This window comes from Streptomyces sp. NBC_00045, assembly GCF_045041095.1.
GTDB lineage: Bacteria > Actinomycetota > Actinomycetes > Streptomycetales > Streptomycetaceae > Streptomyces.
Window position 1 is genome coordinate 3,457,872 of record NZ_CP108271.1, and the last position, 21,521, is coordinate 3,479,392.

The following is a 21,521-nucleotide window of genomic DNA, read 5'->3' on the forward strand; positions in this document are numbered from 1 at the left end:
GGGTGTGCGGCTCCCGGGTGTCCGGGCCTCAGAAGTCCCAGTTGTCGTCGAGCTCGTCGTGGACCTTTTCCTTCTTCTTCTTGCCCTGGTCGGGGGCGTGCGCACTGCGCTCGGACGTCTCGTCCTTCGCGCCCTGCTGGGCCGCCTTGGCCTTGTCCTTGAGCTCTTGCGCCTTGTCCTGGAACTGGTCCTTGATGCCCATGCTGTTCACTCCTGGAGGGGTGTAGGGGACCGGGCTGCGACCAGATTTGCACGAGGGGACAAAGCTCGCATTTCGATCAATGACGCTCCGAGTCCCGCGTGCGCTCCTTCTCGTCGGCGGCCCCTCCGGCCCCCACCAGCCCGCGGGAGACCCCCGACAGCCTGGGCTCGAAGCGCTTCATCTCCCGCTGCCCGACGGTCGCGATGATCCCGGGCAAGTAGCCCCGCACGCCCTGCATCCCGCGCAGCCACCACTGCGCGTACACGTGCGGCGAGCGCCGCTCGATCCCGGCGACGATCCGGTCCACGGCCGGGCCCAGCGGGTACGTGCGGTTCGACGGCCACGGCAGCCGTTGGCGCAGCTCCCGCATGACCTCGTCCCGGTCGGCGCCGCGCACCATGTCGGTGTCGGTCCAGGAGAGGTAGCCGACGCCCACCTTGACGCCCTTGTAGCCCACTTCGGCGCGCAGGCAGTGCGCGAAGGCCTCGACGCCGGACTTGGAGGCGCAGTACGCCGTCATCATCGGCGCCGGCGTGATCGCGGCGAGCGAGGCGATCTGGAGGAAGTAGCCGCGGCTTTCGGTCAGTACGGGGAGGAAGGCACGGGCGGTGACGGCGCCCCCGATCAGGTTGACCTCGATCACCCGGCGCCAGGCTTCGGGGTCGGAGTCGGCGAACGGACCGCCCGCGGCCACGCCCGCGTTGGCGACGACGACGTCGACCTTGCCGAAGCGCTGCTTGACCTCCTCGGCGACCCGGGCCATGGCCTCGTGGTCGGTGACGTCGGCGTGCCAGTGGCCGCTGTCGGTGTGCAGCCGCTCGGAGACCTCCTTGAGGGCCTCCGGTTCCAGCCCCACCAGTGCCACCTTCGCACCGCGCGCGGACAGCTTGCGGGCGAGGAGCTCGCCGACCCCGCGTGCGGCGCCGGTGACGACGGCGACCTGCCCTTCCAGACTCCTGCTCGCGCTCACGGCGTCTTCTCCTTCAGGTCCTTGAGGAAGTGGGTGGTCAGCTCGCGCACGGCGTTCGTGACGGCCTCGGGAGCCTCGATCGGGGTCATGTGCCCCATGCCGGTCAGCTCGGTGAGCCCCACGCAGTGCGGCAGGGCGGCGGCGAGCTGCCGGGCGTGCACGATCGGGGTGAGCCGGTCGTTCTTGCCGCCGATGACGGCGGTGGGCACCGTGAGCGCCGCGAGGTTCGCCTCAAGGTCCAGCCCGGCCAGCACCTCGGACCAGGCGTACCGGACGCCGGTGGGGCAGGCGTGCACGATACGGGCGCACGCCTCGACCTTGTCGGGCGCGGAGCCGGGGCCCATCGTGGCGTACTTCAGCACCCGCTTGGCGACCGGCGTGACGGGCCCGAGGGGGGCGCGTGCGCCGAGCACCGCGCCGGTTATACGGGTCCTCGCGCGCCCTGGGCGCAGCGGCACGACCAGCGCCTCCGCGACGAGCCGGGCGCTGCCGGTGCTGCACAGCAGCGCGGCGGCGGCGTGCTCGGCGAACTCCAGCCGCCCGGCGGCAGCCATGATCGTCATCCCGCCCATGGAGTGCCCCGCGACGACGGCCCGCTCGCCGGGCGCCAGGGCGGCCCGCAGGACCGAGACCAGGTCATCGGCGAGTGCGGTGGTGTCGTAGCGGGAGGCGGCGGGGCTGCGGCCGTGGCCGCGCTGGTCATAGGCGATCACCCGGTGGTCCTTGGCGAGCTCGCGGATCTGCGCGGCCCAGAAGGCGGTGGAGCAGGTCCAGCCGTGCGCCAGCACCACGGCCGGCGCGTCCTCGTCCCCGTGTTCCTCCACGTGCAGGCGGGCTCCGTCGGCGGAGACCGCGACCAGCTCCCGCCGGGCGGCGGGCGGGGCGTAGCGCCCAGAGGTGACGTACGCGGGCCGGCTCACGCGGCGTCCTCCTCGGTGGTGGCGGTGGCGGTACCGGTGGCCGCGCCGGCGGCTGCGGCCTTGTCCGTGCCGGCCTTGCCCGCACCGCTGCGGCCCGCGGCCTTCGTCCGGGACTGCGCGACCCGGGCGGGGACCCGCTCGCGCTCGCCCTCGCCCTCCGTCAGGCGGACGACTTCGTACTCGGAGAGGTCCACGCTCCGCGTCTCCTTGCGGAACTCGCCGGTCGTGCCCGGCCAGACCGTCGTGTTGCGGCCCTGCGCGTCGAGGTACCAGCTGGTGCAGCCGCCGGTGTTCCACACCGTGCGCTCCATGCGGGTCTGGACCTGGCGGTTCCACTGGTTCACGGCGGAGGGCCGGGCCGCGAGTGCGACCGGTCCGCCCAGCACGTGGAGCTGGCGCAGGTAGTCCGCCATGTAGTTCAGCTGCGACTCGATCATCAGGATCATCGAGCTGTTGCCGAGCCCGGTGTTCGGCCCGATGATCGTCATCCAGTTCGGGAAGCCGGCCGCGGTCGCCCCGCGCAGCGACTGCATCCCGTCCTTCCAGTGGTCCGCGAGGGTCCGGCCCTCCGCGCCCACCACCCGGTCCGCGATCGGCATGTCGGTCACGTGGAAGCCGGTGCCGAAGACGATCGCGTCGACCTCGGTCTCGGTCCCGTCGGCGGCGATCAGCGTGTTGCCGCGGATCTCCTTGAGCCCGGAGGCGACGAGGTCCACGTTCGGCCGGGCGAGCGCCGGGTAGTAGTCGCTGGAGAGCAGGATCCGCTTGCAGCCGATCCGGTACGAGGGCGTCAGCTTGGCCAGCAGCGCCGGGTCCTTGATCGAGCGCGCCATATTGGCCTTGGCCAGCGATTCGATGAGCCCGAGCTGGTTCGGCCGCTTGGTGAAGGCGCTGACCTGGAGCTCCCGGATCCCCCAGAGCAGCCCACGGCGGGCCGCCCGGGTGAACGGGAGCTGGCGGTGCAGCCAGCGCTCCACGCTGCTGATGGCCCGGTCGGTGCGCGGCATCACCCACGGCGGGGTGCGCTGGAACAGCGTGAGCCGCTCCACGTCGGGCGCGATGGCCGGGACGATCTGGACGGCCGAGGCGCCGGTGCCGATCATGGCGACGCGCTTGCCGCGCAGGTCGTAGTCGTGGTCCCAGCGCGCGGAGTGGAAGACCTTGCCGGGGAACCCGTCGAGTCCGGGGATCTCCGGCATCTTCGGGTCGGACAGCGGACCGGTGGCCGAGACCACGACGTCGGCGGTGAGGTCCCCGGCGTCGGTCTCGATCTCCCACCTCAGCCGGTCGCCGTCCCAGCGCATCATCCGGACCTCGGAGTTCAGCCGGATGTGCGGGCGCAGCCCGAACGTGTCGGCGACGTGCTCCAGGTAGGTGCGGATGGCCGGCTGCCCGGAGAACGTCCGCGGCCAGTCGGGGTTGGGTGCGAACGAGAACGAATAGAGATGGGAGGGGACGTCGCACGCGCACCCGGGGTAGCTGTTGTCGCGCCAGGTCCCGCCGACGGAGTCGGCGCGTTCCAGTACGACGAAGTCCGTGATCCCCTCGCGGCGCAGCCGGACGGCCGCGCCCAGCCCGCCGAAGCCGGACCCGATCACCGCCACCCGTACGTGCTTGCGCCCGTCCATGCCACCACTCATGCCCGCCGCCCTCCGCAGTCCAGCCAAGCCAAGCCCAGTCACAACCACAACCACAACCACCGACAACACTGCCAGCAATCACTGGCACAATCGGGAGAGTAGAGCAGCTCCGTACTCATGGGTAGAGGTCGCGGCCGGAAAGTTACTGCCGGTACGCCATAGGCTGCGCCTGTGGAAGACACGGAAGCGGGGATGACAGTGCGCGAATACCGTACGGAGGAACTGGCCGAGGCAGCCGGCATCCCCGTCCGCACCCTGCGCTTCTACCGCGAGCGCAAGCTCCTCCCGCCGCCGCGCCGCGAGGGCCGGATCGCCTGGTACGACGACCACCACCTGGCCCGGCTGCGCACCATCGCCGCCCTGCTGGAACGCGGCCACACCCTCGGCGGCATCGCCGAGCTGACCGCCGCCTTCGAGAGCGGCCGCGACGTCGGCCAGCTCGGCGAACTGCTCGGCATCGGCTGGTCCGAGGAGACCCCGGTGCGTCTGACGCCGGAGGCGCTCGCCGACTACTTCGAGGGCGAGGTCACCCCGGAGAACCTGGCGGCCTCCCTCGACCTCGGCTACCTCGCCACCGACGGCGACGAGATCGTGCACGTCAGCCGGAGGCTGCTGGACGTCTCCTCGGCGCTGGTCCGCGAGGGGGTCCCGCTCTCGGCGGTCCTGGAGACGGGCCGCCGGGTCCGCGAGCACGCGGACGCCATGGCGGCCCTGTTCACGGAGCTGATCTCCGCCCACCTGACGGAGGAGGCCCTTCCGCGGCTGCGCCCCCTCGCCAAGAGCGTGGTCGAGGCGGAGCTCGGCATGGCGATGGACCGCCTCCTGGCTTCAGGGGTTCAGGACGCCGACTCGTAGACCACGGTCACGGGCGCGTGGTCGGACCAACGCTCCGGGTGCGTCTCCGCCCGCTCGACGAACGCCTTCACGGCCCGGGCGGCCAGCCCCGGAGTGGCGACCTGGAGGTCGATGCGCCACCCGGCGTCGTTGTCGAAGGCCCGCCCGCGGTAGGACCACCAGGAGTACGGCCCCTCGGTGTCGGGGTGCAGCGCGCGGACCACGTCCACGTACCCGGCCTCCTCGTAGACCTTCCCCAGCCACTCCCGCTCCTCGGGCAGGAAGCCCGCGTTCTTCCGGTTGGTCTTCCAGTTCTTGAGGTCGGCTTCCCGGTGGCAGATGTTCCAGTCGCCGCACACGACGACCTCCCGCCCCTCGGCCGCGGCGCGCGCCTTCAGCGCGACCAGATGGGGGAGGAACTCCGCCATGAAGCGGTACTTCTCGTCCTGCTTCTCGGTCCCGGCCTCGCCGGAGGGCAGGTACAGGCTGGCGACGGTGACACCCGGAAGATCCACCTCCAGATAGCGCCCACCGGCGTCGAACTCGTCGCTCCCGAATCCCACCTGCACCCGCTCGGGCTCACGGCGCGTGTAGAGCGCGACCCCGGCCCGCCCCTTCGCGGCGGCCGGCGCGAACACCGTGTGCCAGCCCTCGGGCGCCCGGACCTCCTCCGGAATCTGCCCCTCCTCGGCACGCACCTCCTGGAGGCAGACCACGTCGGCATCCGACCCGGCCAGCCACGGGGAGAACCCCTTCTTGGCGGCGGCGCGGATCCCATTCACATTCACGGAGGTCACGGTGAGCATCCCCGCACCATAACGGGAGCCTTCCGTACCATGTTCCGATGTCTCACGGGATACAGATCCGCGTCATGCCGTACGACCACCCGGACGCGGTCAAACTCAACGACCAGGTCCAGCTCGAATACCAGGCGCGCTACGGCGGTGAGGGCGATGTCACATTCCTCGACCCGGCAATGTTCGCCCCGCCGAACGGCCTGTACCTGCTGGCGTACGACGCCTCGGGCACGCCCGTCGCCAGCGGCGGCTGGCGCAGCCAGGACGAGAACGACGAGGGCTACTCGGACGGCGACGCCGAACTCAAGCGCATGTACGTGGTCCCCGAGGCCCGCGGCCTGGGCCTGGCCCGCCGCATCCTGGCCGCTCTGGAGGACGACGCCCGCTCGGCGGGCCGCACCCGCATGGCCCTGGAAACGGGAGACCAGCAGCCGGAAGCCATAGCCCTCTACCGCTCGTCCGGCTACACCCCGTCGAAGAAGTTCGGCCACTACCGCACGTACGACTCAAGCCGCTGCATGGCCAAGCCCCTGCGAACGTCCTGACGGGCGGTCCCGGCCGAAGGCCCGGGCCCGCCCCCGCCGCCACGGCGGCAGCGCTACCGCGGGAGCCACTGGGCCCGGTCCGTCCCCCACCAGGACGGACCCCGCCCCCAGTCCCCGAACGGCACCGGCGACCCTGCGTACCGCAGCACCCCGTATCCCGAGTCCACCTCCCGCAGCCAGGACTGCGCCGCGTACCCCGCCCCGGCGGGGTAGGGCGCGGCGGGCACCTCCCGGACCAGCCACGACGCCGTCCCCGCCAACGAGAACCGCAAGGACCGCCCGCCGCCCGCGGCCAGCGCCCTCAGCACGCCGGCGGCGACCAGGTACCCGGTCCCGTGGTCCAGCGCCTGCGCCGGCAGCGCCCCGGGGACCCCGTCGTCGCCGTACGCCGCGGCCACCCCGTACCCCGCCTGCACCAGCGAGTCGAACCCCCGCCTCCCGGCCCACGGCCCCCGCCATCCCCACGCGCACAGCTGCGCCACCACCAACCCCGGCCGACGGTCCAGCAGCTCGTCCGCCCCGAGCCCGTACCGCTCCAGCGCCCCCGGCCGGTACCCGGTCACCACCACGTCCGCCCCGGCCAGCAGCCCCTCGAAGACGGCCCGGTCCCCGGCGTCCGCCAGATCCAGCAGCGCGGAGCGCTTCCCGAACCCGGTGTCCGCGTACGCGTCGTGCGACTCCGGCAGCCGCGGCGAGTCGATCCGCAGCACGTCCGCCCCCAGCAGCCCGAGCGTCCGCGTCGCGACGGGTCCCGCGATGACCCGCGTCAGGTCCAGCACCCGCACCCCGGTCGCGGGCAGCGCCCCCGGCCCGAGCTCCCGCCCGGCGCCCCCGGACTCCCGCACCTCGGCCAGCGGCTGAGGGTCCCCGTACGCGTCCGCCACGGCGACGGCCAGGCCGCCCTCCCCGTAGGCCAGCTCCTGCACCTCGGCGGCCGCGCGCCCCGCCACGGCGTCCCGCAGCGCCCCGGGGGTCGCGGAAGGCAGCCCCAACGCCCGTACCAGGGCGGCCCGGTGGTGCGGATAGTTGGCGTGCGTGCGCACCCACCCGTCCGCCGCCCGCCAGAACCCCGACAGCGGCGCGAAGTTCACCGGCTCGCGCCCCTCCACCCGCAGGTGCCGCTCACTGACGAACGCCGTGGCCACCGCGCCCTCGTCCACCACCAGCGGCTCCACCGCGTCCGCCGGGGCCCCGGCCCGTACCGCGGCCAGCTCCGCGGCGGCCAGCGCGCACACCCCGACGCAGGCCCGCGCCAGCTCCCGTACGGGCAGCGGCCCCTCCCCCAGCCCGCTCGCGCCCCGGTAGGCCACCCGCCCCACGAGCCCGTCCGCCCCACCGAGCGCACCCCAGGCCTGCCGCGTCGCACCGTCCAAAGTCGTCATGGGCCCATTCTCCGAAGCCCCTCACGGCCGGCGCGAGGAACCGACCGTGAGGCGGGGCACGTGTCCTTCTCCGAGATCCGATCTCGTAAGGGGCTGTGCTTCGTGGAACTCAATGAATAGCGAGAACCCCACCGGGGCGCAGCAGTGGCCGGGCTACCGCTCGAAGCCGTCCTACGACCCCGGCCAGGCCCTGGTCTTCCCCGCCCCGGTGCCCGAGGAACTGCGGGCGTTGGGGCAGGAGGTCCGGGCGGCCGACTGGCCGGTGCGGCTGGCCTTCCGCGCCTCGCGGATCGCCCTGCTGGACACCCTGTGCCGCTGGCAGACCCTGCGCGCGCTGGCCTGTGTGCACGTGCTGGCTGCCGGTACCGCGGACGCCCGGCTGCTGGGCGACCTGCGGGTGGTCCCGGGGCCGGAGACGGCCGGCGATCCTGCACTGTCCGAACTGCCGGCACGGCTGGAGCGGTACGCCCTGGCCCTCCCGCCGGACCTCGTGGACGCGGTCGTGCGCGACGCCGGCGGGCTGCTCACGGACAACCGGTTCACCGCGTCCGTACTGGCCGCCGGGCTCTGCGCCGATTCCCGTCCGGCCGACACGGACGAGGCGGTCGCGCGCGCGGTGGTGCTCACCAGCTACTGGTACGAGACCCCGGAGCAGCGCGGCGCCCTCGCCCTGACGTGGAGCGCCAACCTGTTCGTCCGCTCCTGGCTGTGGTGGTCGGCGAGCTTCTCGTACGGCGATCCGGCGGGCGGCACCGGCATCACGACGGACCCGCGCCCGGCCCGCCCGTCGCCGTCCGCCCTCCCGGCCTGGGCGGCCCCGCTGCTGGACCGGGCGGCCGGCTGACCGGCCCCGGGGCAGGGCCCGTTCGGGCCCCGCCCCGAGCATTCCCCTCAAACGCCGAGATCCCGCCCGGTCTTTCGACCGGACGGGATCTCATGACGTTCACGAGAGCTACTCGCGAACTGTCGTTTGTGGGCTGTTCACGAGTAACTCTGACCAGCAGCGACGGCTGGTCGGGCAGGCACCCTTCCCGACCCGTCCAAGATCGCTTCCCGCGTTGGCGTGCTCACACCAGTAGCCGTCCGCCATGCCGGAGCATCCGAGTGGCTATTCAATCAGCCACCCCGCAGTCTGTCCGGCATGGACTTCCCCGCACCGCGCCTGCAAAGGCTCGTACGGTTGACTTCATCGTCCGGGCGGAGACCCACCCGTCGGCCTGGACCTCGTCTGGATCCCACGGCTGCACCTCAAGCATCCGCCTCGGCGGCCAGCTCCTCCAAGACACCTCCAACCTCACCGACGGCTACCTCGGCGGCTGACTCCGGACGGGTCTATCACCCTCGACTGACGCGGCGCGTCCCTACGACGGGGAGCCCCCGGGCTCCAGGGTCGGAAAATCCGGCGCATGGGCCGCAGTCAGTGGCCCTTACTACCTGCAGGCGGCGAAGCCGCCTACACCGTCCTCCTCCCCGCCTCCTAGCCGCCCAGCTGCCGCTGGCGGCAAAGACACAGAGCGCTCGGCCAGGGTGTTCGGCCGAGCGCTCTGAGTTGGTTCGCGGTGCGGGGTTACGGGGAGAACGGCAGGTTGGCCGTGGTCACCGTGGGGATGCTCCAGCGCTGAGCCGGTGTGCCGTTGCATCCGTACAGCTGGAAGAGAGTGCCCCACTCGCGGTTGGCCCAGGGGACGTCGAGGCAGGTATCCGACTGCGGGTTGTAGATGCTGCCGTCGGCGCGCGGGAGCCACTGCTGGCCACCCTCTCCCAGGCACTGCCAGAAGATCGCGGCCGTGCCGGGGGCCGTCTGGTTTCCGATGGCCGCCATGCACTGGCCCTTCAGCGTCAGGGTGCCGTTGGCATTGACGTCGAACTGCTGAGCGTCCAAGCCGTTGCAGCCCCAGAGTTCGGGGCGCTGACCATTACCGGAGTTGCCGTTCGGTGCATCCATGCAGATGTCCGGCGACGCGGCAAAACGGACCGGGACCTTGGACGCCGTCACTGCGGGGACGTGGTTCTGGTATACGGAAAGGTTCGCGATGCTGCCCTTCAGCCAGTAGGCCGGCTTGCTCTGGTACTTGTACCGGCCGAGGACCAGCTGGCCACTGGGTGCCGGGCTGGTGCTCGCGGCGTGGTAGCCGCTGGAGGCCAGCGTGCCGTTGACGTAGAGGCTCATCGCTCCTGTCGTGGCGTTGTACGTGGCGGTGAGCTGCGTCCAGACGCCCGGCTTGAACACGTTGGCCGGGGTAACGGCGACGTTGTGGTCGTACATCCAGCTGTCGTCGTCGCCACGTGCCAAGGCAAAGCGCCAGTGCTGGGGGTCGGCCCACAGCATGAAGTTGCTCGCGTGCGCCCCGTCCTGGCTGACGATGACGCTATCGGGCTTGTCGAGCTTCGCCCAGGTGCTGATGGTGAAGGACTGCCGGGTGTCGACGACCTTGGCCGGGCCATTGACCTGCGCGTGGACCGCGTCGTCGAAGGCGGCGACCTGGCGGGTCTTGCCATCCACCTGTTGCGTCGGGTAGGTGACACCCGATTCGGTGGTGCTGTTCGGATCCCCTGCGGCGTTCTTCTCCGGGATCACTTTGGTGTTGCCGTCGAGCCTCCATTCAAGGGTCGGGGCGAGCCCGCTGGCGCGCTGGTGGTAACCGGTGAAGCCGGTGACCGTGCTGATCCCCCCGACGGGAGCGCCCGTCGAGCCGGCCCATGCGTGCAGGGTGCCGGCCGTGTCCTGCGCCCAGAAGTCCGGGATTCCGTCGCCGGTCAGGTCGCCGTCGGAGCCCACCCGCGGGTAGTCGGACCCCTTGATGCCGTAGCCGATCCTCGCGGTCGGCTGCTGGGCCAGGCCGGTCACCGCGATGAGCGCGTCGTTCTCGCGGGCGGTGGTCTTCATGTCGTACTGGAAGATGTCACCCGTGGTCCGGTTGCGAACCCAGAGGGCTGGGGCGCTATCGGTGGTGCCGCCGATGCGCAGAGCGTTGCCCGGGACCATCAGGTCCTTGTCATCCCAGGTACCGCTGCCGTCGACCAGGGTCGGCTCGGCGAGCAGCCTGTTGCTCTGCACGGGGTAGAACCACAGGTTGCCGGATTCCACCGCGAGCACTCCGGTGGCATCGGTGACGGTGCGGCCGGGCGTGCGGGTGGTCTTGGCAGGGCCGGTCATGGTGATTTGGCTGGAGTACTGCCAGGTGGTGACGTTGTGGTAACCCGTACAAGAAGGGCTGTACAGGGTGCTGCACTCAGGCTTGTCGAGCTTCTCCTTGTTGCCCAGATCGTAGGTGCCCGGATTGCTCAGGTTGTTGTCGTAGACGAAGAGGTCCGAGCCGCCGAGGCCGCCGATGGAGGTCGGCTCACGGTGGACGAAGAGGTCGTCCACATTGCGGCCCGGGTCGCGGGAGCCGCGGTGGGAAACCCGGTAGTCCTTCCACGTCCGGCCGGCCGCCGTCTCCGGCCCTTGGAGGGCGCTGGCGGTGGTGCCGCTGGGGATCATGCTGGCGGTCGTGCCGTCGCTGGCGCGACCGTGCGCGATCAGGTTTCCGACGCTGTCGGGGAGCAGGATGTCGGGGCGGGCGTCGCCGCTGGTGTCGCCGAAAGCGACCGGGCCGGCCTTCCAAGGGACGTAGAAGGAGTACGACAGGGTCTGCGAGGCGTTGCCGGCCTCGTCGAGGACCCGGGCATAGACAGTGTTGGTGCCCCAGTGGGTGGGCTTAACGCTGATGCCGGTGAGGCTGAGCGGGCTGTTGCACTGCTGGGTGGCGCCGACGAGCTGCGGGTCGAAGCCGAACTGGATGCAGGCCAGGCCGGAGCTGCGCAGACCTGTACCGGGGCTCGCGTCGGAGGCCGTGACCGGGATGGTGCCGGTGTCGCCGAGGCCCAGCTTGGTGATCTGGCCGTTGCCCGCAGGGGGGAACTGGGTGGCCGGGTCGGTGAACTGGCCGAACTGCATGACCGGCGGGGTGAGGTCCACCGCAAAGTGGCAGGTGGTACTGGAGGGACCTCGCAGAAGACCGTCGTCACCGTGGGTGGCCCATGCGTAGTTGTGGCCGTCCTGGAGCGTGCCAGGCGGCGTCGTGTAGCGCGCCTCGCTGCCGCTTCCGACGAAGCCGGACCAGTTCTGGTGCGAAGGGGCGGGAGCGGTCTCGTCCCAGAGGTCCACCCACTCGGTGAGCTGGCCCTGGTTGGGGCTGCTGACCGTGGAAGCGAGGGTGACGTTGCTCGTGGTGATCCACCCGTACTGGGCTGCGGCCACGCTGCCGCAGGACTGCGTATCGCCGGCTACCACACGGCGCGGCGCCAGTACGGTGTGCGGGTTGTCCGGAACCCTGGGCGGGAAGTCGTACTCGGTGCTCAGGGTCGCGTTGTACGAGAACCTCTTGAAAGCGATCTTGTTGCCGGAGCCCTCAGGCCCACGCAGGGCGAAAGCGAGGGGCTTGCCGGTGTCGCGGATCGCGTCACGCATCGCGCCGGTGACGTTGAAGTCCACGGGGACGTCGGTGTAGCAGTCGGAGCTTCCGTTGCCGGGCACAGCCTGGGAGCCGATCCACTCACGGATCTCGTGGTTGCTCCAGGACACCGAGCCGTCGAACTCCCGCGCCCGGTAGACGTCCACGGAGTACTTGTTCGTACACGACCAGTCCGCGGAGATGTACTGGCTCACACGCAGGTTGGCGTAGTTGATGGTCGCGCCGGAGTACCCGTTGATGTCGAACTCGTACAACGCGCGCTCGATACCGGTCTGGGTCTCCCAGCCCTGGTAACCCACGCCCGGGTGGTCTCGGTCGCCGGAGCCCGTACGGTCGAAGTTGCTCGTGCCGGGCCACGCGGAGCCGACCCAGGCGTGGTGCTGCTTGCCACGGGCATCGGGTGACCACGACGGGTCCACGTAGATCGGATAGCTGGTGTTCTCGCCGTCGAGCAGATCCGGACTCGGAGCGAGTGCGATGGCGCCGCTGGCACCGGCGGGCGGGCCGGTGACCTCGGCGCGCGTGACCGGGATCTTCGCCACGGTGGCATTGGCACCGGGCCCCTGGGCGCTGCTCAAGGCAGCGCCGGGGCCGGAGCCCGTCGTCTCGACTGCGGCGTCCAGGTTGGCGAACGCGGCACCGCGAGCCGCCGGCTGGCGGGGCTCCTTGGCGGACCACATCAGCGGCTCGGGAGCCCGGAAAGTAGCCTCCTGACCGCTGGCAGCCGTGAGGCTGCCGTCCTCTCCCCGTGCAAGGGCGAGCCCCTTGGCGGTGGTCGGGAAGACGAGGTCGCGCGCGGCCGGGTTGGCGGCCGCGACGGGGCTGCGCAGGATCACGACGGTGGTGTAGCCGCCCCACTTGGTGGCGGTCACCTGAAGGTCGGTGTCAGGGGCCACGTTCTGGAACAGCGCGCCGTTGCCCTTGAGCACAGGCTTGGGCAGGGCGCCCGGGAAGGGCGACGACACCGACAGTTGCTTGCCGTCCTCGGTGGTCATGGTCGCCAGCGGACCCGTACCGCCCCCAGAGATGACCAACGCGGAAGCCGAGGCCTTTGGTACGACCGTGCCGTCCGCCCCCGCGGTCAACGTGTCGTCCAAGGCGAGCCACTGCCCCTGCTTATTCTTCGTGCGTTCGGGCAGCAGGCTCCGCTCGGTGCGCAGCTTCCCCTGCGGGGTCACCACCGTCGTGTTGAACTCGGTCGTGAGCTCGGGGACCGGCACGTCCTTGCCGGTCTTCACCGCTTCCGCCCGCGCCTTCTCTGCAGGGCTGGAAGGCGCGGGTGCGGTGGGCGGGCCGCTCACGGCCTGGGGTGTGGCGGGGCTGGCGCTGTCGGAAGGCTGTGGGGTGGCCGCCTGTGCGGCGTACGGCGTGGCCAGCAGCATCGCCGTCGAAAGGGCCAGGGCCACCGTGGCCGATATAGGCCGGATTGACTTGCTCGGCACCAGGTCCGTGATCTGCCTCTTCAGCAGGGCTCCCGGGCCGGGTCTTGGCACATTGGACATGCTTGCGCACTCCCCCCATTACATCTGCGTCTCTGGACAATCACGCACAGAGATCCGGGGCACTCTGACAGGAACACGACTGTCCGGCAACGTGCGAGGTGCCACTTATTCCCTTTATGTCGGATGTGGCGGCCGAAGCCGAAGCGTGATCTTGAACACCCGCCTCAAGATCGATGCCGCCTCCGGTCAAAACCGTTGCGTTGTCCACCCCAAGGCGACCAATGCATTCGCTTCCACGACTTACGCCACGTGGACCGAAGATGGACCGAACCCGACAGGGATCGGCAATCGTTATCCCCAAGTCAGTAAATGAGAGTTGCCCATTCCAGCAGGCGCGGATCAATAGCCCCCGACGGCGCTCCGGGAGGGGTGTTGCGCCACATGATGGAGGCCGAGGAGTTCTTGCCCATACGGCGAAGGGCGCGGGGTGACTTCCTCCAACACCACAGGTCCCGACGGATGCCTGCGTCGACCACGAGGCGCCGTTGTCGGGGCTGAGGGGGATGGTAGGTCCGCTCCGCACCTGCCCGGCAGCCGCGACTGGGGGAGCCCGGCCGCCCGACATCGAACAGCCCTTTCCTGTCGTGGCAATTGGTTTGCCCTTCCCGAGTCTGCACGGCTAGTGATGGGCCCTCACGTTGGGGGCGAGCGGCGATCGCGGTCAAACCGTCTGGAAGTGACGTGAAACACGCGGCAATCTCAAGGCCAAGTCGGCCCGAGGCTGTTCTTGCAGGTAAATTCCCTGCGATTGAGCCGTTGATCATCAGAGATCCCGGCCATCTCAGCTCACTCCGGGGGGAGTTGCGATGCCAGCATTTGGCATACGTAGAAAAAGTCCAAAAAGTCGGATAAGAGTCTCTGTTCCGGTTGTTCTAGCCCTGACGACGTCTCTGTTGTCTGTGCCCGTGGGGCAGGCAGTGGCGGCCGGGCCCGACTTCAGCAAGGTATGGAAGCCTCCGCACACGCCGCTGCCGCACACCGCTTCGGTGGGCGTGTCGGCCAGCCGCTCGGCAGGCAAGATCGAACCGCACTACGAGGTTCCCAGCCGGGTGAAGCCGCAACGGGCAGCTGCTGCCCGCCCCGCCCAGACCGGAGCGGTGAATCTGAGCGCGGCTCAGGAGGACGCTCCTGCCAAGGCCGGGGATCTACCGGTGTGGATCGCGCCCACCAGCAGGAAGGGCCCTGCGGACACGACGGTCACGGTCGTCCGCAGCGGCACACGGGCCGCGGAAGCAGCCGGTGTCAACGGCACCCTGCTGACACTCACCGTGTCCCAGCAGGGCGGCAGCCCGACAGCCGGTGGGGTGTCCACCCGTGTGGCTCTCGACATGGGCGCACTTCAGGAGGCCACGGACGGGCAGTTCGCCTCCCGCGGCCGCCTGGTGGCGCTGCCTTCGTGCGCGTCCGTCACTCCGAACCTCCCCGAATGCCGCAAGCGCACGCCCGTGACGACGGCCTTCGACAAGGTCACCGGGCGTGTGAGCGCCGATGTGGATCTCCCGTCCCCGGGTGGCTCCGTACTCACACCGCAGGCCAAGCAGTCCGGGCAGGCGGCATCGTCGGCTTCGGCAGTTCCGCCGGCCGCACCGCCGCAGGCCATGGTGCTCGCCGCGGAGACCGGCCCTTCAGGTGGTGGCGGCTCGTACGCCGCGACCCCGCTGGCTTCCTCCTCGGGCTGGGTCGCCGGCTCGTCGGCCGGTTCGATGACGTACAGCTATCCCTTCGAGATGCCGCCAGCCCTCGGCGGCACCGCTCCGGCTGTCTCTCTGGGCTACAACTCCTCTTCGGTGGACGGCCGTACGTCCGCTACGAACTCGCAGGCATCGTGGATCGGTGACGGCTGGGACTTCAACCCCGGTTATATCGAGCGGTCGTTCAAGCCGTGCGACAAGAACGGCATCGACAAGTCCGGCGACCTGTGCTGGGGCGGTTTCAACGCAACCATCTCGGCAGGTTCCCACAGCGGGCAGCTCGTCAGGGACAAGAACCAGGGTTCGGCCAATGCCACCACTGATGCGGCCACGGGCACCTGGCGTCTGAAGGGGGATGACGGCAGCAAGGTCGAATTCATCTCCGGCGCCGCCAACGGTGTCCAGGACGGCACCTACGCGAAGGTGACCGACAGCTCCGGAACCGTCTTCTACTTCGGTGTCAACCATCTGCCCGGGGGCGACAAGTCCGACCCTGCGAGCAATTCCGTCTCCAGCGTTCCGGTCTACTCACCGAAGAGCGGTGACCCCTGCTACGACAGCGCCAAGGGCACGGCCTCGTTCTGCACGATGTGGCAGCGGCTCTCCCTCGACTACATCGTCGACCCGAACGGCAACCTCACCTCGTACACCTGGTCTCCCGAGACCAACTGGTACGAGCGTGGCGGCGCCCAGAACGCCGGCACTGGAACGCGTACGGCATACACCCGCGCCACCAGCGTCAAGAAGATCGCCTACGGGCAGCGCCTCAGCGAGCAGATCGCCGCGAAGGGCACACTGGAGCCGGCCGCCCGCGTCAGCTTCAACACGGCAGAGCGCTGTCTCTCGCAGACCAACTGCGACGAGGCCCACCGCACCGTCGCCAACAAGACCAACTGGCCTGACGTACCCGTCGACCAAGAGTGCAAGCAGACCGGGACCTGCACCACCTACAGCCCGACCTACTTCACGACCCGCCGCCTGGCCGACGTGACCACCCAGGTCCGCATCAACAATGCCTGGAAGGACATCGACTACTACGAGCTCAAGCACTCCTTCCCGGACCCGAAGGACGCCACCAGCGAGAAGGTCCTCTGGCTCGACTCCGTGCTGCGGACGGGCAAGGCCGAGTCTCCGGCAGTGCCCCTGAAGCCGGTCACCTTCACCCCCGTCATGCTGCCCAACCGGGTCGATGGCACGGACCTGGTGCCGGCCCCTCCGATCATGAACCGCGGGCGCATCCAGCAGATCAAGACCGAGACCGGCGGTGTCCTCAATGTGGACTACAACCTGCCCGGCTGCTCGCGACGCAACAACGTGATGCCGACCGCCGAAGATGACAACACCATGGCCTGCTATCCGGTCCGGTGGTCCCCGCCGGGTTCGGTCGTCAACGCGGATCCGGTCCTGGACTGGTTCAACCACTACACCGTCAAGTCGATCACCGAGAACGACACCACGACGGACGCGCCGGCGAAAATCACCAACTACACCTACGGTCCCGCCGCCTGGCACCGCGACGACAACGAGTTGACCGAGGCCAAGTCCCGCACCTGGGGCGACTTCCGCGGCTTCACCACCGTGGCCTCCACCGTGGGCAGCGGCACGGACGGCCCCCGGTCGCAGTCCCGCACCACGTACCGGCCCGGCATGGACGGTGACAAGCGCAAGGACGGCACCACCCGCAGCGTCCACCTGACCGACGCGCTCGGCCGGGACGTCACCGACGTGGACTGGCTGAGCGGTGCGGTCCTCCAGACCGAGACCTTCGACCAGGCGAACGGCACCGTCACCGCCCGGACGGTGAATGCCCCCTCGGGCGAAGTCACCACCGCTACGCACACAGTCGGCGGCGGCCTGCCCGACCTCGTGGCCCGCTACGGCTCCACCACGACGACGGTCACCGCCCAGGAGCGCAAGGCAGACGGTAGCTGGCGCACCCGCACCACCACGGCGAAGACGGACCCCGCCCAGAACAATCGTCCGGACACCAGCCTCAACCAGGCAGACGGCCTGCCGGACCTGTGCACCCGTCCCAAGTACGCGACGGGACCGGACGCCCAGCGCACCGACCTCCTCTCCGAGACGCTCATCGTCTCGGGTGCCAACGCGTGTACGGCCGTCCCGGACGCCACGAACACCGTCTCCGGTGCGCGAACCCTGTACGACGGCAAGGCTTACGGCCAGGCGGGTGTGCTCGGTGAACCGTCGAGTACCCAGGTCCTGGACCACTACAACACCGACGGCACCGCCTCGTACATCACCACCTCCAACCTCACGTCCGACGCCTACGGGCGCACGTCGACCGTGACCGACCCTCGCACCACCGACGCCGAGCACCCCGACGGCGCCACCACGACCACCACGTACACCCCGGCCTCAGCCGGTGAACTTCCGCAGACCGTCACTGTCTCCGCTCCGGCTCCGGGAGTCTCCGGTGCCACCTGGGACACGGTCCAGACCATGGGTACCCGCCGTACCACCGCGCTGAGCAGCACGGACCCCAACGGCAAGGTGACCACCCAGACGTACGACGCCATCGGCCGTCTGACGGCTGTCTGGCTGCCGGGCCGGACCCCGCAGCTCAATCCCGAGGCGAACACGGCCTTCGCCTACTCACTGTCCGACACGCCGGGTGTGCCGTCGTACACGACGACGAGGGCGCTGACCAGGGACGGCGACACGCCGGTCCGGACGAGCGTCGTCAACCTGATCGACGGGTTCGGCCGCAGCCGACAGACCCAGTCCACCTCGCCGAACCCGGCCTACACGGGCCGGCTCATCAGCGAAAGCAAGGTCGACTCCCAGGGCCGCACGGCTCTGGTCACCAGCGCCTGGTACGACAACTCTGCCGCCCCCGGTGGCACCCTCGTCACGGCGGCCGACTCCACCGCCCTGCAACAAGCCCGGACCTCATACGACGGCCGCGGCCGACCGACCGTGACGGCCTCCTGGGCGCTGGGCGTCGAACAGTCCCGTACGACGACCAGCTATCCGGACGCGGGCCGCACCGATGTGGTCCCGCCACAGGGCGGTTTCCCCAGCAGCACGTTCGCCGATCTCCGGGGCAAGACCAGTGAGGTCTGGCAGTACAGCACCCCGACGGCCACCGGCAACCGCGCCGACGCCACGGTCACGGCCTACACCTACACCCCTGCGGGTGCTGCCGAAACCCGCAAGGACGCGGCCGGCAACACCTGGAAGTACACCTACGACCTCCAAGGACGGGAGATCCAGCGGGTCGACCCGGACGCCGGAACCTCGGCCACCCAGTACGACGCCGCCTCGCACATCACCAGCACGACGGACGCCCTGAACAAGAAGCTCCTCTACACGTACGACCTGTCCGGACGTAAGACCGGCACGTACGAGGGTTCCGTCACGGCGGCCAACCAGCTGGTCGGGTGGACCTTCGACACCGTGGCCAAGGGTCAGCCGACGTCGTCGACCAGGTACGTCGGTGGTAGCGCCGGCCAGGCTTACACCACGACGGTGAAGGGGTACGACGAGGCCTATCGCGTCACCGCCTCCACCACGACCATCCCGGGTACCGAGGTCGGCCAGGCTGCCGGCACCACGTTCAGCTACACGACCACCGCGGGGTACGACCAGCTCACAGGCCAGCTCAAGGCTTCACAGTTTCCCGCGCTGGGTGGTCTGCCGCTCGACAAGATGAGCTACTCGCGCAACGACTACGGTCAGATGTACGCGTATGCGGGCGCGACGACGTACGACGTGCAGACCAACTACGACGCCTTCGGCAGGGTCATCCGTTCCACGGTCAACCCCTACGCAACGCAGGTCGTGGTCACCGCCGATTACGACCAGGCGACAGGGCGGCTGCGCAATCAGTACTTGGACAAGCAGACCTCGCTGAACGGTGCCGTCCAGCAGACCGGATACACCTACAACGACGCGGGCCGGATCACCTCCGTCACGACGGTCCCGGACAACACGCCTTCGGCCACCGACCGGCAGTGCTTCGCCTATGACAGCCTCGGGCGGCTGACGACGGCCTGGACCGACACCGCTGGTGTCACCGTCCCGGCCGCAAGCGAGAAGCAGACCCAGGACCAGGGCTGGTGCACCAGCACGGCTCCGTCCGCGGCCACGATCGGCGGCGGGAACCCGTACTGGCACGACTACACGTACGACGTGACGGGCAACCGCAAGACGTTCACTGCCCACGACCTCACCGGCGACACCACGAAGGACACGGTCACCACCCAGACCTTCCCGGCCGCCGGCACGACCAACAACGGAGGCGGCAGCGGGGGCCCTCACGCGCTGACCGGCACCAGCAGTAAGGTCGGGACCTCGACCACGGTGTCCGGCAGCAACCGCTACGACGCCGTCGGCAACACGACCAGCACGTACACCTCGAAGACCGGCACCGCGGGCCTGGTGTGGAACTCCGAGGGCAAGCTGGCCAGCTACACCCCGCCCATCCCGATCACCGGCATCGGCGGCAAGTGCTTGGAAACCCAGGGCGGAAGCTCCGCCAATGGCACCCCCGCCCAGATCAACACCTGCAACACGAACGGCGGGCAGAAGTTCACCCTGAGCGGCTCGCTGCTGAAGGTACTGAACAAGTGCCTCACCGCCTCGGGCACCACAGCCGGCTCGACCGTCCTGCTCCAGCCCTGCGACGGCACCCCCGCCCAGACCTGGACCAAGCGCGCCGACGGCACCCTGTACAACGCGGCGGCCACCCGCTGCCTCGCCGTACCGGGTGATGTCAGCACGAACGGCACCGACCTGGTCCTCGGCGACTGCGGCACCACGGTGCCCGCCGGCCAGAAGTGGACGGCAACCGACCAGACCACGTCCTACCTCTACGACGCCGACGGCAACCAGCTGATCCGTCGCAACCCCGGCAAGAACACGATCACCTTCGGCACGGACGAGCTCACCTACGACACCACGACCAAGGCCCTGACGGGAACGCGGTACTACCCGATCCCCGGCGGCCTGACGATGGTCCGCGTCGGCGCAGCCGCCATGTCCATCCAGCTCGCCGACCACCACGGCAGCGGCCAGCTCACCGTCGAGTCCGACACCTTGGCCGTCGCCCGACGCGCGATGGACCCGTTCGGCAACCCCCGCGGGGCGCAGCCGGCGCCCGGTACGTGGGACGGCGACAAGGGCTTCGTGGGCGGCACGCTGGATGCCGCAACCGGCCTCACCAACCTGGGGGCCCGCCAGTACCAGCCCTCGACCGGCCGATTCATCAGCGCCGACCCGCTCCTGGTCCCGACCGATCCGCAGCAGTGGAACGGCTACGCCTACAGCAACAACGACCCGATCAACCTGTCCGACCCGTCCGGCCTCCGGCCCGACGGAGTGTGCGGCGGCAACAGCAGTCGGTGCGTATCGGACTCGGATCGCAGCGGCGTCGAAACCGACCACCACGAAACCTGGGAGTACAAGGGCAACGGCGGCTGGAAATGGTCGTCGTGGACAACACAGACGAAGAAGGGCAAGCGGGACTACAGATACGGAGGCATCGGCTACGGCGATTGGTACAACGTCACGCCTCGCAAATTCAAGATCAGCCGGAACACGATTCCCGGAATAGGAAGATATTTCGTCTCCACCTACGGGAACAACGTGTTCACCAATCCGCTGTCCCTTTTCGGGGTCCGCGCGGAAGGCGCATACGACTCCCTGATGGAGGACATCGGGTTCGATACGTCGGACCCGGCGTATGAGGACGGCGAAACAATCCCTGAGGCGGCCGGCCTCATATTTGGTGGCGCCGCGGGCGAAGGGAAGGCTTTGGAGCGTGGATTGTGCCACTCCTTCCCCCCAGGCACGGAAACGCTCATGGCGGACGGGTCTCATAAGAAGATCGAGGATGTCGAGGTCGGTGATGAAGTCATCGCCACCGACCCTGAAACTGGCGAAAGCTACAAAAAGACTGTCCTCGACACCATTCGGACCGAAGACGACAAGGACTTCACCGACCTCACCGTGGCCACAGAGGACGGCCCGGCCAGCATTGTCGCCACAGACACCCACCCCTTCTGGGTCCCCGAGCTCAAGGAATGGGTCAACGCCGGCGACCTCAAGGTAGGCGACTGGCTCCGCACGAGCGCAGGCAGCCACGTACAGATAACAGCCCTCAAGCGCTACACCAAGCGCCAGCGCACGCACGACCTGACCATCGCCGACCTCCACACGTACTATGTGCTGGCGGGGCAGACACCCGTCCTTGTGCACAATTCCAATGGGTGGTGTGGTCCAGGCTTTAGGACGGCATCAGAAGCTGGCATCAGTCCAAACGATGCCAAGCGCATTCAGAATGCTGCAGATAAGCAGGGGCAGCCGATTATTGTCGTAGGGAGTCGAGCGGGGAACGGGAACCTCAATCCGACTTCGGACTGGGACTACATCTTGACTGGCCCGTCTAGGTCCCGTCACAGCGTCCAGAATTCTCTACCCCGGGGAACCGGGGACGGTGAGGGAAGTGGACGCGGCCGGGACTTCTATCAGAGCTATAATCCGAACAGCCCTAGAAGAGATTATACGGTGTTGGATAGGGGTAAGCCCTATGTTGTGTTCGAGCCCAGGGGTTAGGTGAA

At 69.3% G+C, this 21,521-nt stretch carries 11 protein-coding genes; 4 read left to right on the forward strand and 7 right to left on the reverse strand.

The window, feature by feature from the left end; all coding sequences use genetic code 11:
- Positions 1-28: 28 nt before the first annotated feature.
- The 4 genes from OHA65_RS16065 to OHA65_RS16080 all read right to left on the reverse strand — a co-directional run bounded on the left by OHA65_RS16065 (position 29) and on the right by OHA65_RS16080 (position 3,720).
- Positions 29-202 (reverse strand): hypothetical protein, encoded by a 174-nt coding sequence (locus OHA65_RS16065; protein ID WP_327283798.1) that lies wholly within the window; start codon positions 200-202, stop codon positions 29-31.
- A gap of 76 nt (positions 203-278) precedes the next feature.
- Positions 279-1,172 carry an SDR family oxidoreductase gene (locus OHA65_RS16070; RefSeq protein ID WP_327283799.1) on the reverse strand — a complete coding sequence of 298 codons (894 nt, stop codon included), beginning with the start codon at positions 1,170-1,172 and terminating at the stop codon, positions 279-281.
- Positions 1,169-2,092: an alpha/beta hydrolase gene (locus OHA65_RS16075; protein WP_327283800.1), complete on the reverse strand. Its 924-nt coding sequence runs from the start codon at positions 2,090-2,092 to the stop codon at positions 1,169-1,171. Before OHA65_RS16075 ends, OHA65_RS16070 begins: the two co-directional genes overlap by 4 nt.
- On the reverse strand, positions 2,089-3,720 hold the full coding sequence (locus OHA65_RS16080; RefSeq protein WP_327285679.1) for an NAD(P)/FAD-dependent oxidoreductase: 1,632 nt from the start codon (positions 3,718-3,720) through the stop codon (positions 2,089-2,091). Before OHA65_RS16080 ends, OHA65_RS16075 begins: the two co-directional genes overlap by 4 nt.
- A 204-nt stretch (positions 3,721-3,924) precedes the next feature.
- On the opposite strand from OHA65_RS16080, the gene OHA65_RS16085 reads away from it, so the two are divergent.
- Positions 3,925-4,587, forward strand: a complete 663-nt coding sequence (locus OHA65_RS16085; protein ID WP_327283801.1) for a MerR family transcriptional regulator — start codon at positions 3,925-3,927, stop codon at positions 4,585-4,587.
- Here the strand turns inward: OHA65_RS16085 and OHA65_RS16090 are convergent.
- The gene (locus tag OHA65_RS16090) at positions 4,569-5,372 is read right to left on the reverse strand and encodes an exodeoxyribonuclease III (protein ID WP_327283802.1); all 804 of its coding nucleotides are present in this window, start codon (positions 5,370-5,372) and stop codon (positions 4,569-4,571) included. The two genes, OHA65_RS16085 and OHA65_RS16090, sit on opposite strands and share 19 nt — an antisense overlap.
- Positions 5,373-5,410: 38 nt before the next feature.
- On the opposite strand from OHA65_RS16090, the gene OHA65_RS16095 reads away from it, so the two are divergent.
- Positions 5,411-5,908, forward strand: coding sequence for a GNAT family N-acetyltransferase (locus tag OHA65_RS16095; RefSeq protein ID WP_405762034.1), 498 nt, complete (start codon positions 5,411-5,413; stop codon positions 5,906-5,908).
- Between the two features lie 53 nt (positions 5,909-5,961).
- Here the strand turns inward: OHA65_RS16095 and OHA65_RS16100 are convergent, their stop codons facing one another.
- Entirely contained in the window at positions 5,962-7,290 is a 1,329-nt protein-coding gene (locus tag OHA65_RS16100; RefSeq protein ID WP_405762035.1) for a CoA transferase, read from the reverse strand.
- A gap of 112 nt (positions 7,291-7,402) precedes the next feature.
- Here OHA65_RS16100 and OHA65_RS16105 point away from each other — a divergent pair, with 112 nt between their 5' ends.
- Positions 7,403-8,134 carry a hypothetical protein gene (locus tag OHA65_RS16105; protein WP_328762997.1) on the forward strand — a complete coding sequence of 244 codons (732 nt, stop codon included), beginning with the start codon at positions 7,403-7,405 and terminating at the stop codon, positions 8,132-8,134.
- A gap of 723 nt (positions 8,135-8,857) precedes the next feature.
- Here the strand turns inward: OHA65_RS16105 and OHA65_RS16110 are convergent.
- Complete coding sequence (locus OHA65_RS16110) at positions 8,858-13,249, reverse strand: ricin-type beta-trefoil lectin domain protein (protein ID WP_405762036.1); 4,392 nt, start codon at positions 13,247-13,249, stop codon at positions 8,858-8,860.
- Between the two features lie 905 nt (positions 13,250-14,154).
- Here OHA65_RS16110 and OHA65_RS16115 point away from each other — a divergent pair.
- The gene (locus OHA65_RS16115) at positions 14,155-21,516 is read left to right on the forward strand and encodes a ricin-type beta-trefoil lectin domain protein (RefSeq protein WP_405762038.1); all 7,362 of its coding nucleotides are present in this window, start codon (positions 14,155-14,157) and stop codon (positions 21,514-21,516) included.
- Positions 21,517-21,521: the final 5 nt, after the last annotated feature.